Here is an 18,899-nt window from a genome sequence, read left to right as displayed (position 1 = left end):
TTTTCGCTATCCACGAAAGATCATGAACAGGCTCTAAAACTGCCCACCAGAATGCAGTTACTACAATACTCACAACAATGACAGGCGCTGTATGTCTACTGAGAAAGAAAACAAGTTACAGGGAAAAACGATTGTTATCACTGGCGCCAGCCGCGGTATAGGGCGCGAGATCGCCCTGCGCTGTGCTGCCGATGGTGCCAATATTGTTATTGCCGCCAAGTCTGCTGAACCTCATCCAAAGTTGCCCGGCACTATTCATTCCGTAGCCAAAGAAGTCGAAGAGGCCGGTGGTTCTGCACTGGCTCTGCAACTTGATGTCCGGGATGAAGCGGCGGTTCATGCAGTAATGGAACAGGCGGCCGGACATTTTGGCGGCATTGACGCGGTTATCAACAATGCCGGTGCAATCAATCTGCGCCCAGCCGAAGCTACACCACTGAAACGATTTGATCTGATGCACCAGATCAACACTCGCGCAGTACTGCTTTGTTCTCAAGCGGCCCTGCCCTGGCTGAAAAAATCGGAAGCCGGTCATATTATCAACCTGTCGCCGCCTCTGAATCTGGATAAAAAGTGGCTCAAGCCCTACATCCCCTACACTGTAACCAAATATGGGATGACCCTGCTGACTCAGGGCTTGGCGGCAGAGTTTGAGCAGTATGGTATTGCCGTCAATTCATTGTGGCCTCGTACAACCATTGCCACCGCGGCTATCGAGTACGAAGCCGGTGGTCCGGAAATTATGAAGCGCAGCCGCAAGCCTGCCATCATGGCTGATGCTGCCTATGAAATCCTTTCAACCACTGATATGTCGCTGACCGGACAGTCACTGCTGGATGAGGATATTCTGGGCAGCCGTGGCGTCACCGATTTTGCTTCCTACGCCGTAGAGCCTGAGCTTGCTGACAAGCTTTTTCCCGACCTTTACCTCGACTGATCAGTCCTCTTCCAAGTGATACTTTCAGCGCCCGATTTCGGGCGCTTTTCCCCTATTGAAAGCTCACCTTCTACTGTTATCAGTACTTTTCCCTGATAAAAAAGGTGATCTTTTTGCACAAAACATATACATTTCGCACCGTTGGTTGGGGTGCTGCCCGGTTTGAGTGCTGAAAACCGAAGCGGCTGAGACATACCCACGGACCTGATCCAGATAATACTGGCGTAGGAAACCGACAGGCTGCACACCTGCATATCCCTTGATTACGATGTATTAACAGCAACGCATTAACAACAATGCATCAAGGGACTTCACTCCTGTCTGCTTTCTCCGCCCTTGGGACGGAGTATTTACTCGCGTGTTTGATATCACCCTCCGTAAAGCCGGACTGGCTTACGGGGATAACGTTATATTTCAAGATCTCGACCTGACCCTGAAAGCGGGCCAGTGGACCTGTCTGCTGGGTGGCAGTGGTGTGGGCAAAACCACATTGCTGCGAATGATCGCAGGGCTGACCCGTCAGAAGAATATCAATACCCGTGGCGAGATTTGTTGTGGTGATAATCAGCCTTTAACCGGGCGAATTGCCTGGATGTCTCAACAGGATTCACTGCTACCCTGGGCCACAGTACTGGATAACGTCACAACCGGTATTCAGCTGCGCAGCAACCGCCTGTTCCGCAAGGCGAAGCTCAGTGCGGACCAAAAAGACCGGGCCCTTTCTATTCTGGAACGGGTTGGCCTTGCCGCAAAGGCAAACGAGTTACCCCAGAATCTGTCCGGAGGCCAGCGCCAGCGTGTCGCGCTGGCCCGAACCCTGATGGAAGACCGTCCGGTTGTTTTGATGGATGAACCATTTGCCGCAGTCGATGCCATTACCCGGCTGGATTTGCAGGACCTGTCCTGTGAACTGCTGGCAGGACGTACTGTACTTCTGATTACCCATGATCCACTGGAAGCTCTGCGGCTGGGGCATCAGGTTTACCACCTGCGCGGTCAGCCGGCTGAACTGACCGATGCTATCGAGCCCCCGGGTCAGACTCCCCGCTCACTTGAAGACAGCAGTTTAATGGCATTGCAGGGGCAACTGCTGGATCGCCTGCGTCATGCAGAGCACGGGGAGAGTGTATGAAACATTCCATCAAGCCACTGATTGTTCTGGCAGGCCTGCTGTTGCTTTGGCAGGGTGCCGCCGTGCTGTTTGAAATTCCGCCCTATATCGTGCCGGAGCCGGTTGATGTGTTCAGTCGCATGGTGGCAGATGCCGGACTGTTGTGGGAGCACACGCTGGTCACACTGGCCGAGATGGTACTGGGTTTAATCCTGGGTGTGCTGTTTGGTGTGCTGATGGCACTGGTACTGGTTTATTTTGCCGGACTTCGCCCGTGGCTATTACCGGTACTGCTGATCACTCAGGCTATTCCGGTATTTGCACTGGCACCGGTGCTGATGCTCTGGTTCGGTTACGGTATGGCTTCAAAAGTCATTATGACCATACTGGTCATATTCTTTCCTGTAGCAACCTGCTGCTATGACGGCCTGCGCCATACCCATCAGGGCTGGCTCGATCTGGCCCATGTCATGGGCGGTAATGGTCGTTCAGTGCTGCGACTGATTCGCTGGCCGGCAGCCCTACCTGCACTCGCTTCAGGCCTTCGTGTCGCTGTAGTTGTCGCTCCTATCGGCGCCGTTGTCGGTGAATGGGTAGGTTCCAGCGCCGGATTGGGTTACCTGATGCTGCAGGCCAATGCCCGGCTCTGGGTTGATCTGATGTTTGCCGCCCTGACCGTACTGGCATTCTGCTCCGTCGCGCTCTACTACATAACCGACAACCTGTTGCGCTGGCTGATTCCGTGGCAGCAAAAAACAGCATATTAAATTCCACTGAAACACATATCCAACAATCTACCCAAGAAGTAATGAGAGGTATCGATGTTTAGAAAACTGATTGCACTGATAATGATCAGCCTGCTGCCCATGCTGGCCAAAGCCGGTGAGCCTGCCAAGACCAGCAAGCCGGAAGAAATGACGCTAATGCTGGAGTGGTTTGTAAACCCCGACCACGGCCCGATCATTATTGCTCAGCAACAGGGCTACTTTGACAAGACTGGCGTCAAGGTCACCCTACAGGAGCCTGCCGAACCTGATCTGCCGCCCAAACTGGTTGCTGCCGGCGATGTGGATCTGGCCATCTTTTACCAGACCAACCTGATTCAGGCTGCCAGTGATGGCCTGCCACTGTCCTGGGCCGGCACTCTGATTGCCACACCCCTAGATGGTTTGATTGTACTGGATGATGGCCCGATCAAATCTCTGGCAGATATGAAAGGCAAGTCAATCGGTTTCAGCGTCGCCGGTACCGAAAAAGCAGTACTCGACACCATTTTCAAACCCTACGGTTTTGGCGCTGATGATGTCAAAATGATTAATGTCGGCTGGAACCTGTCGTCTTCCCTGATGACCGGTAGGGTCGATGCCCTGCTTCACGGCTACCGTAACTTCGAGCTGAACAGTCTGAAACTGCACAAGAGTAAAGGTCGTATGTTCTTCCTCGAAGAGCATGGCGTTCCGGCTTACGATGAGCTGGTATTTATTGCCAACAGCAAAACTGCCAACAAGGAAGCCATCCGTCGTTTCCTGCAAGCGGTCGAAATGGGTGCCCAGTTTATTACCAACCATCCGGATGAAGCCTGGGATATTTTCAAAAGCTACAACCCCGGCACGCTGGATAACGAGCTTAATAAACTAGCATGGTACGACACCGCCAACCGCTTTGCCCTGCGTCCTTCTGCCATGGACAAGGGCAGATACCTGCGTTATGCCGAGTATCTGAAAGAACACAAGGAAATCAAGCAACTGCCGGATATGAGTCAGTTGATGCTGGAGCTTTACTAAGCAAAAGGGTGCTTTCTCAACGGAGAGAAAGCACCCTTTTTTATACAGAAAGGAATGTCCTTTCGCGCACTATTGCAGAATATCAGTCGTTATCAAGACCACCGAAACAGAGATACTTTATCTCCAGATATTCATCGATACCTTCCTTCGCGCCTTCGCGACCAAAACCTGACTGCTTAACACCGCCAAAAGGTGCCAGCTCGGTTGAAACAAGACCTTCGTTAATACCAACCATGCCGTATTCCAGTGCCTCGGCAACTTTCCATATCCGGTTGATATCCCGGCTGTAGAAATAGGCCGCCAGACCATAGATGGTGTCGTTGGCCATTGTGATCAGTTCGTCGTCACTGCTGAAACGAATAACCGGTGCAATGGGGCCAAAGATCTCTTCCTGCACGATATCCATGGAGTGATCAACATCCACCAGTACCACAGGTTCCACAAACAGCCCTTCACGCTGCTGCTCGCCGGCTACAACCCGGGCGCCCTGACTGACCGCCTGTTCGACCAGTGACTGAATATTGGTTTTTGAAGCCTGATCGATCATCGGGCCAATGGTTATGCCTTCTTCAAGACCGTTACCGGTTTTCAGTTGACTGACTGCTGATACAAAGCGGTCAACGAACTGATCATAAACAGCGTCATGAACATAGAAACGGTTGGCACAGACACAGGTCTGACCGGCATTGCGGAACTTGGAAACAATGGCTCCCTTAACCGCCGCATCAATATCCGCATCATCAAACACGACAAACGGCGCATTTCCACCCAGTTCCATTGAAACCCGCTTGACCGTATGCGCACACTGCGCCGTCAGCATACGTCCAATCTGGGTTGAACCGGTAAATGACAACTTGCGTACGATATCGCTGTTGCAAAAAGCATCACCGATAATACGTGCGGATGGATTGACGACCAGCTGAATCACCTCTCTGGGTATTCCCGCTTGCCAGGCCAGCTCGACCACCGCATAAGCCGACAGCGGTGTCTGTGCCGCAGGTTTGCCGATAAAGCAGCAGCCTGCAGCTAACGCCGGTGCCGCCTTGCGGGTAATCATGGCAATCGGAAAGTTCCATGGCGTGATAGCCGCAGCAACACCCACCGGCTGTTTGATAGTCATCAAACGACGGTCTTCGGTATGGCTCGGTATGGTATTTCCGTAGGTACGCTTGGCTTCCTCAGCAAACCAGTCGATAAAGGAAGCACCATAAGCCACCTCGCCCCTGGCTTCGGCTAAAGGCTTGCCCTGCTCCAGCGTCATGATCCGCGCCAGATCATCCTGATTTTCAATCATCAGGTTGAACCAACGCCTGAGCATAGCCGAGCGCTCTTTGGCCGTCGTTTTTGCCCATGACTTTTGCGCAGCCTGAGCCTGATCCAGCGCTTCAAAAACCTGTTGCTCTGACTGGCTGGGAATGCAACCCAACACCTCACCGGTTGCCGGGTTTGTCACATTGATAGAGCTGTCTGATGGCTCACACAGGCACGACAGCAAAGATTTGTTTTTTATCAGATCCATAACCGACTCTTGAAGAAATGATCGGGTCGACAGCAAACTTCAACAAGAAGCCTGTCACTCAAAATAAAAACCTTATTCAGCTTTTTAGTTAGCGATCGCCTTAAGCACTTTTTTGAAAGTAGCCAGATCGTCGGCACTGAATTGATCAAAGACACTGGTTTGTTCCTGATCGGCGATTTGCCATAACTCAGCGGCTTTCTCGACGCCTTTGGCTGTTATGCTGTAACTGCCGTCAGCCAGACCGATCAGTTCCTTGCGAAGCAGAATTTCTGTAGCACTTTCGATTTCCTGTTGCGGCATATCCACCTCTTTCAACAATGCCTTGTTGTCGAGAGCACGATCCTGTCCCAGCACCATCAATATCCGTGCTTCACTGGTACGCAGACCGGTTGCAAGCTGACGAGGCTGATAATTCTTCTGATAGGCCCGAACAGCCTGGGTCATCAGGTAGTAGTAGTTATTATCCAGCCGCTCCTGAGGCTCAGCGGCATCAGCTTTCTGATCGCTTTGCTGGGTAAACGGCATGACGACAGAGTAACTACCCTGATGGTAAAGCAGCGGCGAACGGCCAACATCTTCAAATGCCACCACCTTGCCGATCATGATCCAGTGATCCCCGCCTTCAATAATTTCATGGTTTTCACACTGGAATACGGCAGAGCAGTCAGGTAACAGTGGTGCCTTGCCAAAACCGGTTTCGTAATCAATACCGGCGAACTTGTCCTCACTCGGACGGGCAAAGTGGTTGGACAGATGCATCTGGTCTGCCGCCAGAATATTTACAGCAAAGTGCGTTGCCTCTTTGAAGACAGGATAACTGCCGGAGCGTTTATCAATGCTCCACAGAATCAGCGGCGGATCCAGCGAAACGGAATTAAAGCTGTTGGCCGTCACACCGACCTTGTCACCATTGGGCGCAGTAGCTGTGATAACAGTAATGCCCGTGGCAAAGTTCCCAAGTGCACGACGAAATGCAGTAGAGTCAAATTCGGTTGCCTGAGTCATGATATTCACCTGAATATGCAGTCGATAAATTGAAAACAAAGCCCCTTTCTTTCGAAAGAGGCTGAATCCGGGCCTGTGCTGCGTTTACAGCAGAGCCGGATCCGGCTCCAGTCCCATCAGGTGACGACCCAGAATCTGGGCACAAACGTCATAGTCGGTGTAAGCGTGAGCCCCGGTCATATGTGACTCTCGGAACAGGCGCTGACCTTCCTTGTCCAGATACCAGTTGCTGGCGCCCATGGCTTCAAACAGGCGGTTAACCGCATCAATACACATCTTGATGGCATAGGCCTGATTGGTACGCCAGTAAGCCAGCGTTTCTGTAGATGGATACTCCTTACGCTCACCATGCTCTTTGTGATCATTCCAGGTGGCTTCGAGGAAAGCACGAGCTGCTTTTACCTGATGGGTAGACTCGGCAATGCGCAGTAATGGCGGAATTGAGGCATTGACCTGGGCACCGGTATAGGCACGAACCCGGTTTTTGGTGATGTCCTTGTAAACTTCACACATCCGCTCTGCGACACCAAGGCTCATGGCCGCGAATCCACAGGCGAAATAGGGACGATAAGGGGTGTAGAAAATCTTGCTGTCCGGATACAGACCGAAGCCGGCAGAGCGACCTTCCATCATATCTTTTGCAGCCTGAATCCGACGCTCGGGAATAAATACATTCTTGATGCTGGCAGTTTTGGTACCACTGCCCTGCATGCCGATAGAATGCCAGTCATCAATAATGGTGAACTCGCTTTTGGGAATAACACCGAAGCTGTAAATCTTCTCGCCGGCGTCGTTAAAACGGTTAAATCCGACAATGATCCAGTCAGCATGATCCACACCACTGCTCCAGCGCATATCACCGGTAAAGCGAACACCGCCTTCTACTTCTTCATGCTTGCCAAACGGCGCAATACTGCTGGAAGCAACTGCGTCCGGGTTTTCACCCCAGATCTCGTCCTGGGCTTCCTTGGAAAACATCGCCAACTGATGATTGTGGGTACACAGCAGGCTGTAAGCCCAGGCAGTACTGCAGCAGGCACCGGCCAGTGCAGCAATACAGTCGGTAAACTCGGGCAGGGAAATTTCCAGACCACCATAGGCTTTTGGCAGGAATGAACGGTGCAGGCCGATACTATTCAGCATATCGATATTTTCCTGCGGCACCTGACGTAACTCTTCAGCCTTGCAGGCATTGGCGCGAATGGCAGGAAGGATCTCGGTAAGACGATCCAGCATTGGATTCTGCTTTTTCATTGTTATTCTCTCTGCTTCTTATTATACGATCACGATAGTTTTGTTTTCCCTGAAAACCTGCAATGGCATTCGGGTTTTTTATTTGCACCGGACTGTTTTTATGAAACAGAACAGTCCTTACCGGATCAGGAAAAACTGCAAGTCAAAAGTCTTATGGGATGAATTATTCCCGACCCACAACAAACTGAAAATGTAATTTTTTGCAGGTTTATTGCACTTTTCAGCTTTGTTGCGCGGTATTTTGTTTTTCTTCTCCAACGGTCTTCAACGCCTGCAATGCCATCATTAATGCGCCATAGGCACCCAGCCCACAGAAGCCTGTAATCATCGTCATGGGAAGCGGTGTACCATCGTTAAAAACACTTGTCAGCGAGCTGGCAAGCGCTCCCAGTCCAAACTGGGTCGCAATAGCCAGACCTGCCACAGTACCTGCCTGCTGCGGATAATGCCCCAGCAGGCTGGCCATGCAGTTGGCTCCCATCACACCAGTCACACCAACAAAACCAAACAGGGCAATCACTATCAGCGTCAGTCCCCCTGTCGAAAACCAGCCACCCAATAACAGCAACAGGGCAGAGATCGCTGCAGTGGATGCAGCAATAGTCAACATACGTTGCGTACCTGTACTGCTGACTATTCTGGCGTTTACCGTCACAAACAAAATGATGGCCCCGATATTCAGGCTGAACAGCCAGGCATATTGCTCCGGTGTGACGCCAAAAAACTCGATATAAACAAACGGGGAAGCGGTGATATAGGCAAACATTCCGGCAAACGTCAGTGACATGCACAGAATATAACCAACAGCCACCGGCTCACGGAGTAGTTGCAGATAGCCCCCGAATACCGCCGGTAAACTCAGCTCTCGTGACGGGCTGGCATGGGTTTCCGGTATTTTCCAGAGGGTGAACATCAGTACCGTAGATGCGTATAGCATCAGTGCCAGAAACAACGCCCGCCAGCCCAGTGTTGTGATGATCAGACTGCCCACCAATGGAGCAACCAGCGTGGCAATCATAGTGATCAGGTGCATCAATGACAGAATGCGTGCAGCTTCATTGATGGGAAACAAATCCCGCACAATGGCGCGTCCCAGCACCGAAGCCGCAGCACCGCCCAGCGCCTGAATAAAGCGGGCCAGAACCAGCTGATCTGCATCTTTCACCAGCACACAGCCGAGACTGGCAATCACATAAACAACAATTCCACCCAGTAGCAGCCGGCGACGACCATATTTGTCGGACAGAGGGCCATAGAACAACATGCCGATAAACAGCCCGACCAGAAATGACGTAATCGTCAGCTGGGCATGGTTGGCACTACTGCCCAACTCTCCGGCAATCAGTGGCAGTCCGGGCAGGTACATATCAATGGAAAGTGGCCCGAATGCCTGCATCGCTGCCAGCAGGACAAGTAGTCGTTGTGGGTTAGGAATTGCAGTCATATTTTTATTATCAGGGCCCGCTCCATCAGGAAACGGGCCTTCACCTGTTAGAGACGGCTGGCGTTGGCTTTGAATTCCTGAACCACCGATGCCTGCGGTTCGGGAATTCCTGCACCGGTCTGCGGGGATACCGGGAATACCGCATTAATCTGCCCGGTACCGGAGCTACCAAAGTAAGGCGTAACAACCTCCGCCGGCTGATCATACTCAGACCAACCCAGCGCACCCAGCATCATGGCTGTGTCGTGCATAAAGCCTTCACCATGACCCTTGGCAGCATATTCCGGCAGCATTTCGCAGAAAGCCTTCCACTCACCACGGGTCCACATGCCGATCACTTCCTTGTCCAGGGTCTCAAGGAACGGACTCCAGATCTTGTTGATAAACTCGGGTGCCTGGCCATTCTGGGCAAAGCGGTGAGACAGGGAACCACTGGCAAGAAATGCGACAGTACCGTCATAGTGTTTTTCGATAGCTTCACGCATGGCCCAGCCCAGGCGGGCACTATCATTTAGATAATGAACGGTACACAGGGCAGAAACAGAGATGACTTTGAAGTGCCGGTCCTGATTCATATAACGCATGGGAACCAGTGTGCCGTATTCGGGATCCAGTGATGTGGCATCATGAGCCAGTACATCAACACCCTGAGCCTTGCACTCGTCGCTCAGAATACGCCCAAGCTCCGGGTTACCGTCGTATTCAAATGGCATATTGGCGATAAAATGCGGCAACTCATTACTGGTGTAGTTTCCCTCAAAATGAGGCGCACAGTTGATATGGTAACCGGCATTGACCAGCCAGTGTGTATCAAATACGACAATGGTATCAACACCCAGCTCACGACAGCGACGCCCAATTTCAACATGACCATCGATTGCCGCCTGACGGAACCCCTTCTGCGGGCCATCCATTTCAGACAGATACATGGACGGAACGTGTGTCACTTTGGCTACAAGTGCAAGTTTCCCCATGATTGTGACCTCTTATATTTCTGGTTATTGAAGGTTTTTATGGATAATTTTTTACGGGCTTTTTGCTTGAGCACCGATCTGTTGTATCCAGATCACATGCGGCAAAAACGACAGTCGAATTAAATCAGCCCGAATTATTGTTAACATGTTAAGTAATTAGCTCGCAATTTATTTAATACGCTAACTATTGTCAATGGACAAACCTGTCGTTTTTTTAGTGCATAAGTACCCGGCCGGGTACTTATGGTTCAATACTGCAGAGTTTATTCAAAACCTCATCCAGCGCTTTCATGTCCTTTGCAGACAATTTTCGGGTCATGGCCCTGTAGCGTTCTTCCAGTCTGGGGCTAACTTCATCGAACATTTTCTTGGCTTTAGGCGTCAGGCTGATAAGGATGCGTCGTTGATCTTCCGGAGACTTGCGCCGCCGAATATAGTCCTGTTGTTCCAGCCGGTTAAGAATGCCGGTCAGGCTCGGACTCAACAAAATGCAAAGATCGGCCAGCTGCTTGGACTCCAGCTCGTCATACTCATTGAGTGCCCGGATAATACGCCACTGCTGCTCCGTCAGCGGAATTTCCTGCAGCACCGGACGGAAAAATCCCATGGTGACTTCACGGGCTTTCAGGAGTTTGAGGGGGATAGAATCTTGAAATTTACGCATAGCATCCACTCATTCTGGCTTTTCTGGCAGGAGTCCTTACCTGCCCGGACAAGCGCGATCTTACACTATATGCTTCCAAAAGCACGGTCCAGCCAAGTGCTACAGAATTGTTTTTTGTTGTTTTCGATAATTTTGTGCGGTGATACCCGCATGCTTTTTAAAAAACCGCGAGAAATACGCCGGATCGGAAAAACCAAGTCCGTAGCCAATATCACTGGCTGACTGTTTGGTAAACGTCAGCATCCGTTTGGCTTCCTTGATCATGCGATCATGAATCAGTTTTTTCGGCGAACTGTTAGATATTTGCTGACACAACTGGTTCAGCCTGCTTTCAGACACGCCGAGCCGTTGAGTATAACGGGCCAGTTGCCAGTGCTGCTGATAGTGCTCTTCCACCAGGGTTGAAAAACGGTTAAACAGATGCAGGTCATCACTGTTGACACAGGTGCTTTCAGCCTTGCTATCAGACAGGCGAATAAGACAAAGCAGTACCATTCGCACCAGTGCTTCCACAGCAAGATCCTTGCCGGGTTCTGATCGTTTCCATTCATCACCCAGCAGCTGCAGCGTCCGGTTCAGCTGTATCCACTGTAACTGCTGATGATCATCCAGACTGGTATGGTCGATACAGATACCCATAGCCAGACGAGCACTGAAAAGCTGATCCTGACTCTCTTTCATCAACTGCCAGATAAACGACTGATGTATAGTCAGTACATGACCACGAGCATCATCATCGGTCAGAAATGAGTGAGGCACGGAGGCCGGAGTATAAAAGCAGGTCGGGCCGGTGGTGTGAAATACCTTGTCATCCATATGAAAATGAATGTCGCCCCGGTCGATAAAATGAATCTGGACATACTGAGCATGCCGATGAACCGGCATATCCCGGCCAAAAAACACTGCCAGATTACCGAACTCGGCATAGTGAATAGTGGCATCCAGATACCGCCGGTCATAGTCTTGACCCATGATAATATTCGGTATCCAGTCTGCTGTTGCCGTGAGCATAACATCACCCTGTTTTTCCCATGGGAGGTCCGGGCACAAAGAAGGTGCCAACACAAAACCTCCTCCCTGCCCGGACGTCCGCAATGAAAAATCAGTTTTTATCCAGATTATTTACCCAGTTGCGGGATACGATGGGTACCGTGGGCAATACAGACGTTTTTAGTCTCCATATAGAAGTCAAAGCTCCAGTCACCACCATCGCGACCAATACCGGACATCTTGATGCCACCGAACGGAGACGGCAGGTTGCGGTTATTCTCGGAGTTCACCCATAGCATGCCTGCTTCCACATATTTGGCCATTCGCATCGCTCGACCGGTATTCTCGGTCCAGATATAGCCGGACAAGCCGTACTGGGTGTCGTTTGCCAGAGCAACAGCTTCCTCTTCGGTATCAAACGAGATCGCGGTCAATACCGGCCCGAAGATCTCTTCCTGGGCAATACGCATACCATTGGTCGCATTGGTAAACAGGGTCGGCTCTACATAGTTACCGGCTGCAGCAAAGTCACCCTGCGGTTCAAGGATACGGTTACCGCCCACAGCAATAGTGGCACCATCTGCTTTGGCAATATCCATATAGCTCATCACCTTGTCGAAGTGACCGGTATGTACCAATGGGCCGACTTCGGTGGCAGGATCCAGCGGATGACCAACCTGCAGGTTGCGAACCCGCTGCTCCAGTGCTTCCATAAAGCGGTCACGAATACCGCTCTGAATCAGCAGACGACTGGAAGAGGTACAGCGCTGGCCGTTCAGGCTGTAAATCATGAATACCACGGCATCCAGCGCCCGCTCAAAGTCAGCATCATCAAATACAATAACCGGGTTCTTGCCACCCAGCTCAAAGTGCATCCGTTTCAGGGTATCTGCTCCCTGGCGCATAATATGGGAGCCGGTAGCCGACTCACCCACCAGCGCTACTGCCTTGATAGCCGGGTGCTCGGTCATTCGTTTGCCAACACTTTCACCAAAGCCGTTGACCATATTCCAGACACCCTTCGGCAATACTTCATCAGCGATCTCGGCCAGAATATAGGCACTTAGAGGTGTTAGCTCTGCAGGCTTGTGTACCACGGTACAGCCAGCAGCCAGTGCCGGAGCGATCTTCCAGGTCGAGAGCATGAATGGTGTATTCCACGGAGTGATAATACCCACCGGGCCAATCGCCTTGCGCACGGTATAGTTGATATGTTCCGGCTGATGCAGGGCCAGACCATTCTGGGCTTCCGGGGCTTTATCAGCAAAGAAGCGGAAATTGGCTGCGCCTCGCACCGCAGCCTGTTTCATGAAACGGATTGCCTGACCACAGTCCATCGATTCAACCAATGCGATCTCATCGGCCCGTTCCACCAGCTTGTCGGCAAACTTGTTCAACAGCCGTTTGCGTTCGGCACCCGGTGTAGCCGCCCACTCTTCAAATGCAGTCTCTGCGGCTTCACAGGCAGCATCCATATCAGCAACAGCGCCAGCGACTACTTTACCGATTGAAGTGTTATCAGTCGGGGTAACATTGTCGTACTGCTCATTACCGCTACCAAGGGTGAATTCACCGTTGATGTAGTGACCGGTAGTCGTGTTCTTGAAACGCTCCAGATACTGGACAGCGCGCTCCATATTAGTTGCCTGGGTATCACTCATGGCCGAGCTCCTGAATTATTTCTGTTGTTATTCCATGACGCACAGTGCCGCTTGAGGCTGAATCACTTTCCAGTCGCGACACAGCCACTGACTCAGTATCTGTCACCGTAATATTCCTGCTCGGAAACCATTCGGGTCTCCAGCGAGCAGATATTTTCAATACTGCAGACCACAGTATCCCCCGGCTGCATATCAACTACGCCATGCGGAGTACCCGTGGCGATGATATCACCCGGATTCAGGGTCATGATTTTGCTCAGGTATTCCACCAGAAACGGGATATCAAAAATCATGTCTTTGGTAGATCCGTCCTGGGTGACTTCGCCATTGACGGTTGTTGTCAGACGCAGGTTGCTGACATCTGCCACATCAGCAGCATCGACAATCCATGGTCCCATAGGCAGCAGTGAGTCGCGGCTTTTTACCCTCAGATTTGGGCGGTAATAGTTTTCCAGATAGTCACGAATGGCGAAATCGTTGCAGACGGTGTAGCCGGCCACATATTCCATAGCATCTTCACGCTTGATGTTCTTGCCGGTTTTGCCGATGACAGCCACCAGCTCGCATTCATAATGCTGAAACTCGATGCCATCCGGGCGGTAACTCACCTGCTTGTGGCCGGTCAGGGTATTGGCATGCTTGATAAAGACCAGCGGTTCCTTGGGCGGCTCAAAGGCAAGCTCGGTTGCGTGATCGGCATAATTCAGCCCCAGCGCAAAGATGGTGCCGGGCACTTTGACCGGGGGTAGCCAGGTAATCTGGTCAGACTCCAGTGATACGTCAACAACATCACCGGCGGACGTACGAATAATGTCGTTGGCATCAATAGTGATATCCAGCTCATTACCCTGAAAAACAATACGTGCGCGTCTCATGATTATGCTCCCCCCAGCGTGTTATTGAGCGTACCAACACCTTCGATAGCCGCTGCCACCTGGTCGCCTTTGGCTACCGGCACACGATCACCGGCAAAGCCGACAGCGATAATCTCTCCAGGCTGGAGTGTCATGATATGGCTAATGGTTTCGATCAGCTCGGCAACAGAGCGCTCCATATTGAGCAGAGGAAACTGGCTTTTTCTCTCGCCATTGACGGCAATCGTAACAACCAGTCCGTCCGGATCAGCAATCTGCTCTGCACTGATAATTTCCGGCCCTACGGGTGCAGAACCATCCAGGCACTTACCCTTGATATCCGGACGATAGTAGCTTTTTTCAGGTAACGAGAAATCGCTGACAATGGTGTAACCGCCAACATATTCCAGCGCCTGACTACGGTTGACGCGACAGGCTTCCTTACCGATAACGACACCCAGACTGGCGCCAACAACCATGCTTTCTACATCATTTCCGTCAAAGTCTTTGGCCCATTCGATTGCTGCACCTTCCACATTCCAGGTATTACGTGGCTTGTAGTAAAGCACCGGTTCCGTCGGCGGCTGTTTGTACGGGGCTTCATTAAAAGCACTGTCCATGGCATTCAGTTGCTCCCTGTCATTCAGGGCAACGCACACCAGCTTGCTGTTAACCAATGTCTTGTTATTCATATTGTCTTTCTTCTGAATATTTCTTCTGGATCAGTAACCGGCCTGTGGTGATTCATCAGCGGCAGGCTCCTTGCCACGAAACAGCTGTAACTGTTTCCGGACGCCCTGGGAAAGAATCATGGTATCCACCCCGGCCCCCACAAAATTGGCCCCGCTGTCGATATATTGCCCGGCTAGTGCCGGATCCAGACAAAGCAGGCCGGCATACTTGCCGGCAGCGCGGATCTTTTCCAGCCCAGCGGTAATAGCTTCAACCACAGCTGGATGACCCGCATCACCGATATACCCCATGGAAGCTGAGAGGTCGGAAGGCCCGATAAATACGCCGTCCACACCTTCAACAGCCAGAATTTCATCCAGGTTGTCCATAGCACTGGCGGTTTCTACCTGTATGATCAGGCAGATTTCGTCATTGGCTTGCGTCAGGTAACCAGGCACATTATTCCAGCGGGCAGCACGGGCCAGAGATGTACCCAGACCACGAATCCCCTGGGGCGGATAACGCACAGCCTGAACCAGTCCCCGGGCCTGTTCGGCATCTTCCACCATCGGTACCAGCAGGGTCTGGACACCGATATCCAGCAGTTGCTTGATCAGTGCGGTGTCTCCCTGAACCGGACGGACAATCGGCGCCACATCATAGGGAGCCATGGCCTGCAGATGAGCAAGGATGGTGCGCAGGTCAAACGGTGCGTGCTCACCGTCTATCAGCAGCCAGTCATAGCCGGCACCGGCAACAATTTCGGCCACACTGTTATCCGGCAATCCCAGCCACAGACCGAACTGTGGCTGACCACTGGTCATCTTCTGTTTAAAACGGTTTTGGGGCAGATCCATCATCAGCTCTCCGGCTATTATTCAAAGCGAAGGGCGATACCGCCGAGGGAACCAAAGTCAGCATGAACTGTGTCACCTGCCTTGACCGGCACCGGCCGGGTAAATGAACCTGACAGGATAATCTGGCCCGGCTCAAGCCCTACACCATGAGGGGCAAAGCGCTTGCAAACCCAGCTTATCCCCTTGGCCGGATGACCCAGCACACCGGAAGCGAGACCGGTCTCTTCAATCTGGCCATTCACGTACAACGCAGCACCGGCCCAGCGCAGATCCATCTCGGTAGGTTTGACCGGACGGCCACCCAGTACAATTCCGGCATTGGCAGCATTATCCGAGATGGTGTCATGGATCTTGCGGGTATAGCCGGTACTCGGATCGGTCCGCATGCAACGTGCTGCAATCAGCTCCAGCGACGGAATCACATAATCGGTGGCATTGTAGACATCAAAAATTGAGACATTTTCACCAAACAGCGGCTTGTTCAGAATAAACGCTAGCTCTACCTCAATCCGGGGATCCAGAAAATCAGAGGCTTTTATGGTGGCGCCATCCTCGAACAGCATGTCATCCAGCAGTACACCGTAGTCGGGTTCATCAATATTCACCGCCATCTGCATGGCACGGGAAGTGAGGCCAACCTTGTAACCAATGACTGAACGGCCGTTGGCAATCTTCTGATCCACCCAGGCCTTCTGGATGGCATAGGCGTCATCCATCGTCATTTCAGGATGCTCAAGGGTCAGAGCGGTAATCTGTTCGCGGGAGGTTTCCGCCTGATGCAACCGGTTGGCGGCAGCAGTAATCTGTTCCGGAGTTAACATGCTGGTGATGCTTCCTGTTGTTATTCGATGTTTCAGGTTCTGTTGAATCAGACCTGATCAGGCATCAGATTATTATTTTGCTTACCGGCATTTTATTTAACATATTAATTAAGTCAATAACCCTTATTTTAAAGCACATAAAGATACACCGGTTGACATAAGTTAATATGTTAAATAAATTGTCGGCAAATCCTGCTGATAAAAAATGAAGCAGGCAAAAATAACAACAAAGTGAGGGAGCAAACGATATGCCCCACTTCATCGTTGACTACTCAGGCAACTTACACGACAGGCTCGACTTTCAGCCGCTGTTCAAGCAATTGCATGAGTACGTTGTCAGTACCGGAGTTTTTCCTCTGGGAGGCGTTCGCAGCCGGGCGATCCGCTGTGATGATTTTCGGGTAGCCGATGGTCGCGAGGATTTCGCCTACATCAACCTCAGTATGAAAATCGGCCCGGGTCGGGATGACAGCCTGAAGCAGGAAGTGTCGGAAACCGTCTTTGCGATTTTCTGTGAGTGGATGAAACCGGTTACAGACACCGGTTATTGCCAGATCTCCTTTGAGTTGACCGAGCTCGACCCGGTTTTCAAGTTCAACAAGAACAACATTCATTCACTGTTTTCCGGTAACGGGTAAGCAGTGAGTGGCCTGTAAAGGGGTACCCCTCCTTCTACCGTTAAGGCCAAAAGCCCTCGTCATAACAATATTTACAATCGAGACCAAGAGCTGAACATGATAATAAAAAAGCTGTTTTCCAAAGCCAGAGCAGCCGCCATTGTTGCGGGACTGGCGCTATCCACCCTGTCTTCCGGAGCATTTGCAGAAACCGTACTGCGGGTTGGTACCTGGCTGCCGCCGACCAATCCGCAAAACAGTGTCGTCTGGCCAACCTGGGCCAAATGGGTTGAAGAAGCGACTGAAGGCCGGGTCAAAGTCAAAATCGTGGATGGTCTGGGCCACCCCAAGACCATGTTTCAACTGGTAGAAGACGGTGTAGTCAACGCGGCGTTCAGCTATCACGGCTATGTGCCGGGCCGCTTCAAGCTACCTGTTGCCGCTGAATTGCCCGGACTTGGAGTCAGTGCAGAAGCTGCATCCGTAGCGCTGTGGCAGGTTTACAAGAAGCACTTTGAGCAGGCAGACGAGTTTGCCGGACTGAAAGTTATCGGCATGTTTACCCATGGCCCTGGTTATCTCCACTCTGCTGATCCGATTACCTCATGGGATCAGATCAAGGGTAAAAAGATCCGCATTGGTGGCGGTGTCCAGACCGAGCTCGGTGAGCGCATGGAAATCACTGCCGTCGCGGCACCGGCTCCCAAAGTCTATGAAATGATGCAACAGGGCGTTATCGATGGTGTGTTTATGCCGATGGGAGAGCAGAAAGTTCTGCGCCTGAAGGAGGTCGCACCTAACGTCACCATGATTCCGGGCGGCATGTACCTGGGCAGTTTCTCCATGTTTATTGACCCCTACTTCCTGGAAGATCTTGATGCCCGTGATCGTGAAGCCATTCTCAGCGTTTCCGGCGAGAAGCTGTCTGCGCTCGCTGGCCGGGCCTGGGATGAGGGTGACAAGCAAGGGCGTGAAGCCGCAGTTGAAGCTGGCGTAAACCTGATTGAAATCGCAGAAACCGATGCCATGGCCCGTGAATTCCAGACAATGATCAAGGGCATGCAGGAAGACTGGATCGCCAGCGTTAAGGATCGTGGTGTTAACGCAGAGCTGGCTCTGGCTGACCTTCGCAGCATCGCGCAAGACTACGAAAAAACAAGCGCCGAAAATAACAAGCAGTAAAGGGAGTCATCATGTCGTTGAGTGCATGGGTTCGTGCGCACTACGACGAGGCAGGGCCGGTCCGATGGCTGGCCTTTGCGCTCGAAGTTGTGGCAGCTGTCGTACTTTTTCTTCTCATGGTCATGACCTGCATCGATGTTGGCGGGAGATACCTGTTCAACAACTCTGTTGACGGTGTCACCGAACTGACTGAGTTGGCGCTGGCCATCATGCTGTTTGCAGAAATGCCGGTGATGACCTGGCGCGGAGGTCATGTTGTTGTCGACATGCTCGACAAATACCTGGGCAGTGTCGTCATCAAGGTGTTGGGTCTGGTAGCCGCTTTCGCGATATCCACCTCGATGTATTTTCTGGGTGTGCGCATTTTCCAGCTGGCAGAACGCTCCCTGCGCCGCGGAGTCGTCACCGAATATCTGGAGCTGCCAACCGGATATATCGTGCAGTATATTGCGACCATGAGCTGGGTCACTGCTTTCGGCATGATCAGCTACGGCATCTACCGAATTATTACTTCCGGCGAATCCCGGAATACAGAACAATAAGGGGGATTGAT

At 51.8% G+C, this 18,899-nt stretch carries 19 protein-coding genes and 1 riboswitch; of the genes, 7 read left to right on the top strand and 12 right to left on the bottom strand.

Annotated elements, in window-relative coordinates; all coding sequences use genetic code 11:
- Nucleotides 1-91: 91 nt before the first annotated feature.
- The 4 genes from ACYZZ0_RS10020 to ACYZZ0_RS10005 all read left to right on the top strand — a co-directional run bounded on the left by ACYZZ0_RS10020 (nucleotide 92) and on the right by ACYZZ0_RS10005 (nucleotide 3,832).
- Nucleotides 92-937, top strand: coding sequence for an SDR family oxidoreductase (locus tag ACYZZ0_RS10020; protein ID WP_461536478.1), 846 nt, complete (start codon nucleotides 92-94; stop codon nucleotides 935-937).
- A gap of 136 nt (nucleotides 938-1,073) precedes the next feature.
- Nucleotides 1,074-1,185, top strand: a riboswitch (TPP riboswitch).
- Between the two features lie 110 nt (nucleotides 1,186-1,295).
- Complete coding sequence (locus tag ACYZZ0_RS10015; RefSeq protein ID WP_461536477.1) at nucleotides 1,296-2,069, top strand: ABC transporter ATP-binding protein; 774 nt, start codon at nucleotides 1,296-1,298, stop codon at nucleotides 2,067-2,069.
- Nucleotides 2,066-2,815 carry an ABC transporter permease gene (locus ACYZZ0_RS10010; protein ID WP_461536476.1) on the top strand — a complete coding sequence of 250 codons (750 nt, stop codon included), beginning with the start codon at nucleotides 2,066-2,068 and terminating at the stop codon, nucleotides 2,813-2,815. The genes ACYZZ0_RS10015 and ACYZZ0_RS10010 overlap by 4 nt, the downstream gene beginning before the upstream one ends.
- Nucleotides 2,816-2,869: 54 nt before the next feature.
- Complete coding sequence (locus ACYZZ0_RS10005) at nucleotides 2,870-3,832, top strand: ABC transporter substrate-binding protein (protein ID WP_461536475.1); 963 nt, start codon at nucleotides 2,870-2,872, stop codon at nucleotides 3,830-3,832.
- Nucleotides 3,833-3,914: 82 nt separating this feature from the next.
- Here ACYZZ0_RS10005 and ACYZZ0_RS10000 read toward each other — a convergent pair whose 3' ends face one another.
- The 12 genes from ACYZZ0_RS10000 to hpaH all read right to left on the bottom strand — a co-directional run bounded on the left by ACYZZ0_RS10000 (nucleotide 3,915) and on the right by hpaH (nucleotide 16,547).
- Nucleotides 3,915-5,351 (bottom strand): NAD-dependent succinate-semialdehyde dehydrogenase, encoded by a 1,437-nt coding sequence (locus tag ACYZZ0_RS10000; protein ID WP_461536474.1) that lies wholly within the window; start codon nucleotides 5,349-5,351, stop codon nucleotides 3,915-3,917.
- Nucleotides 5,352-5,435: 84 nt separating this feature from the next.
- Nucleotides 5,436-6,356: a p-hydroxyphenylacetate 3-hydroxylase reductase component gene (locus ACYZZ0_RS09995; RefSeq protein WP_461536473.1), complete on the bottom strand. Its 921-nt coding sequence runs from the start codon at nucleotides 6,354-6,356 to the stop codon at nucleotides 5,436-5,438.
- Between the two features lie 84 nt (nucleotides 6,357-6,440).
- Entirely contained in the window at nucleotides 6,441-7,610 is a 1,170-nt protein-coding gene (locus tag ACYZZ0_RS09990) for a p-hydroxyphenylacetate 3-hydroxylase oxygenase component (protein WP_461536472.1), read from the bottom strand.
- A gap of 220 nt (nucleotides 7,611-7,830) precedes the next feature.
- The gene (locus ACYZZ0_RS09985) at nucleotides 7,831-9,054 is read right to left on the bottom strand and encodes a Bcr/CflA family multidrug efflux MFS transporter (protein WP_461536471.1); all 1,224 of its coding nucleotides are present in this window, start codon (nucleotides 9,052-9,054) and stop codon (nucleotides 7,831-7,833) included.
- A 47-nt stretch (nucleotides 9,055-9,101) separates the two neighbouring features.
- Nucleotides 9,102-10,028, bottom strand: coding sequence for a 3,4-dihydroxyphenylacetate 2,3-dioxygenase (gene hpaD, locus ACYZZ0_RS09980; RefSeq protein WP_461536470.1), 927 nt, complete (start codon nucleotides 10,026-10,028; stop codon nucleotides 9,102-9,104).
- 241 nt (nucleotides 10,029-10,269) lie between these two features.
- Nucleotides 10,270-10,692: a homoprotocatechuate degradation operon regulator HpaR gene (gene hpaR / locus ACYZZ0_RS09975; protein WP_461536469.1), complete on the bottom strand. Its 423-nt coding sequence runs from the start codon at nucleotides 10,690-10,692 to the stop codon at nucleotides 10,270-10,272.
- A 99-nt stretch (nucleotides 10,693-10,791) separates the two neighbouring features.
- Nucleotides 10,792-11,703 carry a 4-hydroxyphenylacetate catabolism regulatory protein HpaA gene (gene hpaA / locus ACYZZ0_RS09970; RefSeq protein WP_461536468.1) on the bottom strand — a complete coding sequence of 304 codons (912 nt, stop codon included), beginning with the start codon at nucleotides 11,701-11,703 and terminating at the stop codon, nucleotides 10,792-10,794.
- Between the two features lie 107 nt (nucleotides 11,704-11,810).
- Nucleotides 11,811-13,343 carry a 5-carboxymethyl-2-hydroxymuconate semialdehyde dehydrogenase gene (hpaE, locus tag ACYZZ0_RS09965; protein ID WP_461536467.1) on the bottom strand — a complete coding sequence of 511 codons (1,533 nt, stop codon included), beginning with the start codon at nucleotides 13,341-13,343 and terminating at the stop codon, nucleotides 11,811-11,813.
- A gap of 92 nt (nucleotides 13,344-13,435) precedes the next feature.
- On the bottom strand, nucleotides 13,436-14,218 hold the full coding sequence (locus ACYZZ0_RS09960) for a fumarylacetoacetate hydrolase family protein (protein WP_461536466.1): 783 nt from the start codon (nucleotides 14,216-14,218) through the stop codon (nucleotides 13,436-13,438).
- A gap of 2 nt (nucleotides 14,219-14,220) precedes the next feature.
- Nucleotides 14,221-14,889: a fumarylacetoacetate hydrolase family protein gene (locus ACYZZ0_RS09955; protein ID WP_461536465.1), complete on the bottom strand. Its 669-nt coding sequence runs from the start codon at nucleotides 14,887-14,889 to the stop codon at nucleotides 14,221-14,223.
- Between the two features lie 30 nt (nucleotides 14,890-14,919).
- Complete coding sequence (gene hpaI, locus ACYZZ0_RS09950; RefSeq protein WP_461536528.1) at nucleotides 14,920-15,726, bottom strand: 4-hydroxy-2-oxoheptanedioate aldolase; 807 nt, start codon at nucleotides 15,724-15,726, stop codon at nucleotides 14,920-14,922.
- A gap of 17 nt (nucleotides 15,727-15,743) precedes the next feature.
- A complete protein-coding gene (gene hpaH / locus ACYZZ0_RS09945) occupies nucleotides 15,744-16,547 on the bottom strand; it encodes a 2-oxo-hept-4-ene-1,7-dioate hydratase (RefSeq protein ID WP_461536464.1) in 804 nt (267 codons plus the stop codon).
- A gap of 248 nt (nucleotides 16,548-16,795) precedes the next feature.
- Here hpaH and ACYZZ0_RS09940 point away from each other — a divergent pair, with 248 nt between their 5' ends.
- The 3 genes from ACYZZ0_RS09940 (at nucleotide 16,796) to ACYZZ0_RS09930 (ending at nucleotide 18,888) form a co-directional block, all read left to right on the top strand.
- Complete coding sequence (locus ACYZZ0_RS09940; protein WP_461536463.1) at nucleotides 16,796-17,185, top strand: 5-carboxymethyl-2-hydroxymuconate isomerase; 390 nt, start codon at nucleotides 16,796-16,798, stop codon at nucleotides 17,183-17,185.
- Nucleotides 17,186-17,281: 96 nt separating this feature from the next.
- A complete protein-coding gene (locus ACYZZ0_RS09935; protein ID WP_461536462.1) occupies nucleotides 17,282-18,346 on the top strand; it encodes a TRAP transporter substrate-binding protein in 1,065 nt (354 codons plus the stop codon).
- An 11-nt stretch (nucleotides 18,347-18,357) separates the two neighbouring features.
- On the top strand, nucleotides 18,358-18,888 hold the full coding sequence (locus ACYZZ0_RS09930) for a TRAP transporter small permease (protein ID WP_461536461.1): 531 nt from the start codon (nucleotides 18,358-18,360) through the stop codon (nucleotides 18,886-18,888).
- Nucleotides 18,889-18,899 lie beyond the last annotated feature (11 nt).

The sequence above is a fragment of the Spongorhabdus nitratireducens genome (genome assembly GCA_947387575.1).
Classification (GTDB): Bacteria; Pseudomonadota; Gammaproteobacteria; order Pseudomonadales; family Endozoicomonadaceae; genus CANDOC01.
This window is presented reverse-complemented; position numbering and strand designations above follow the sequence as displayed.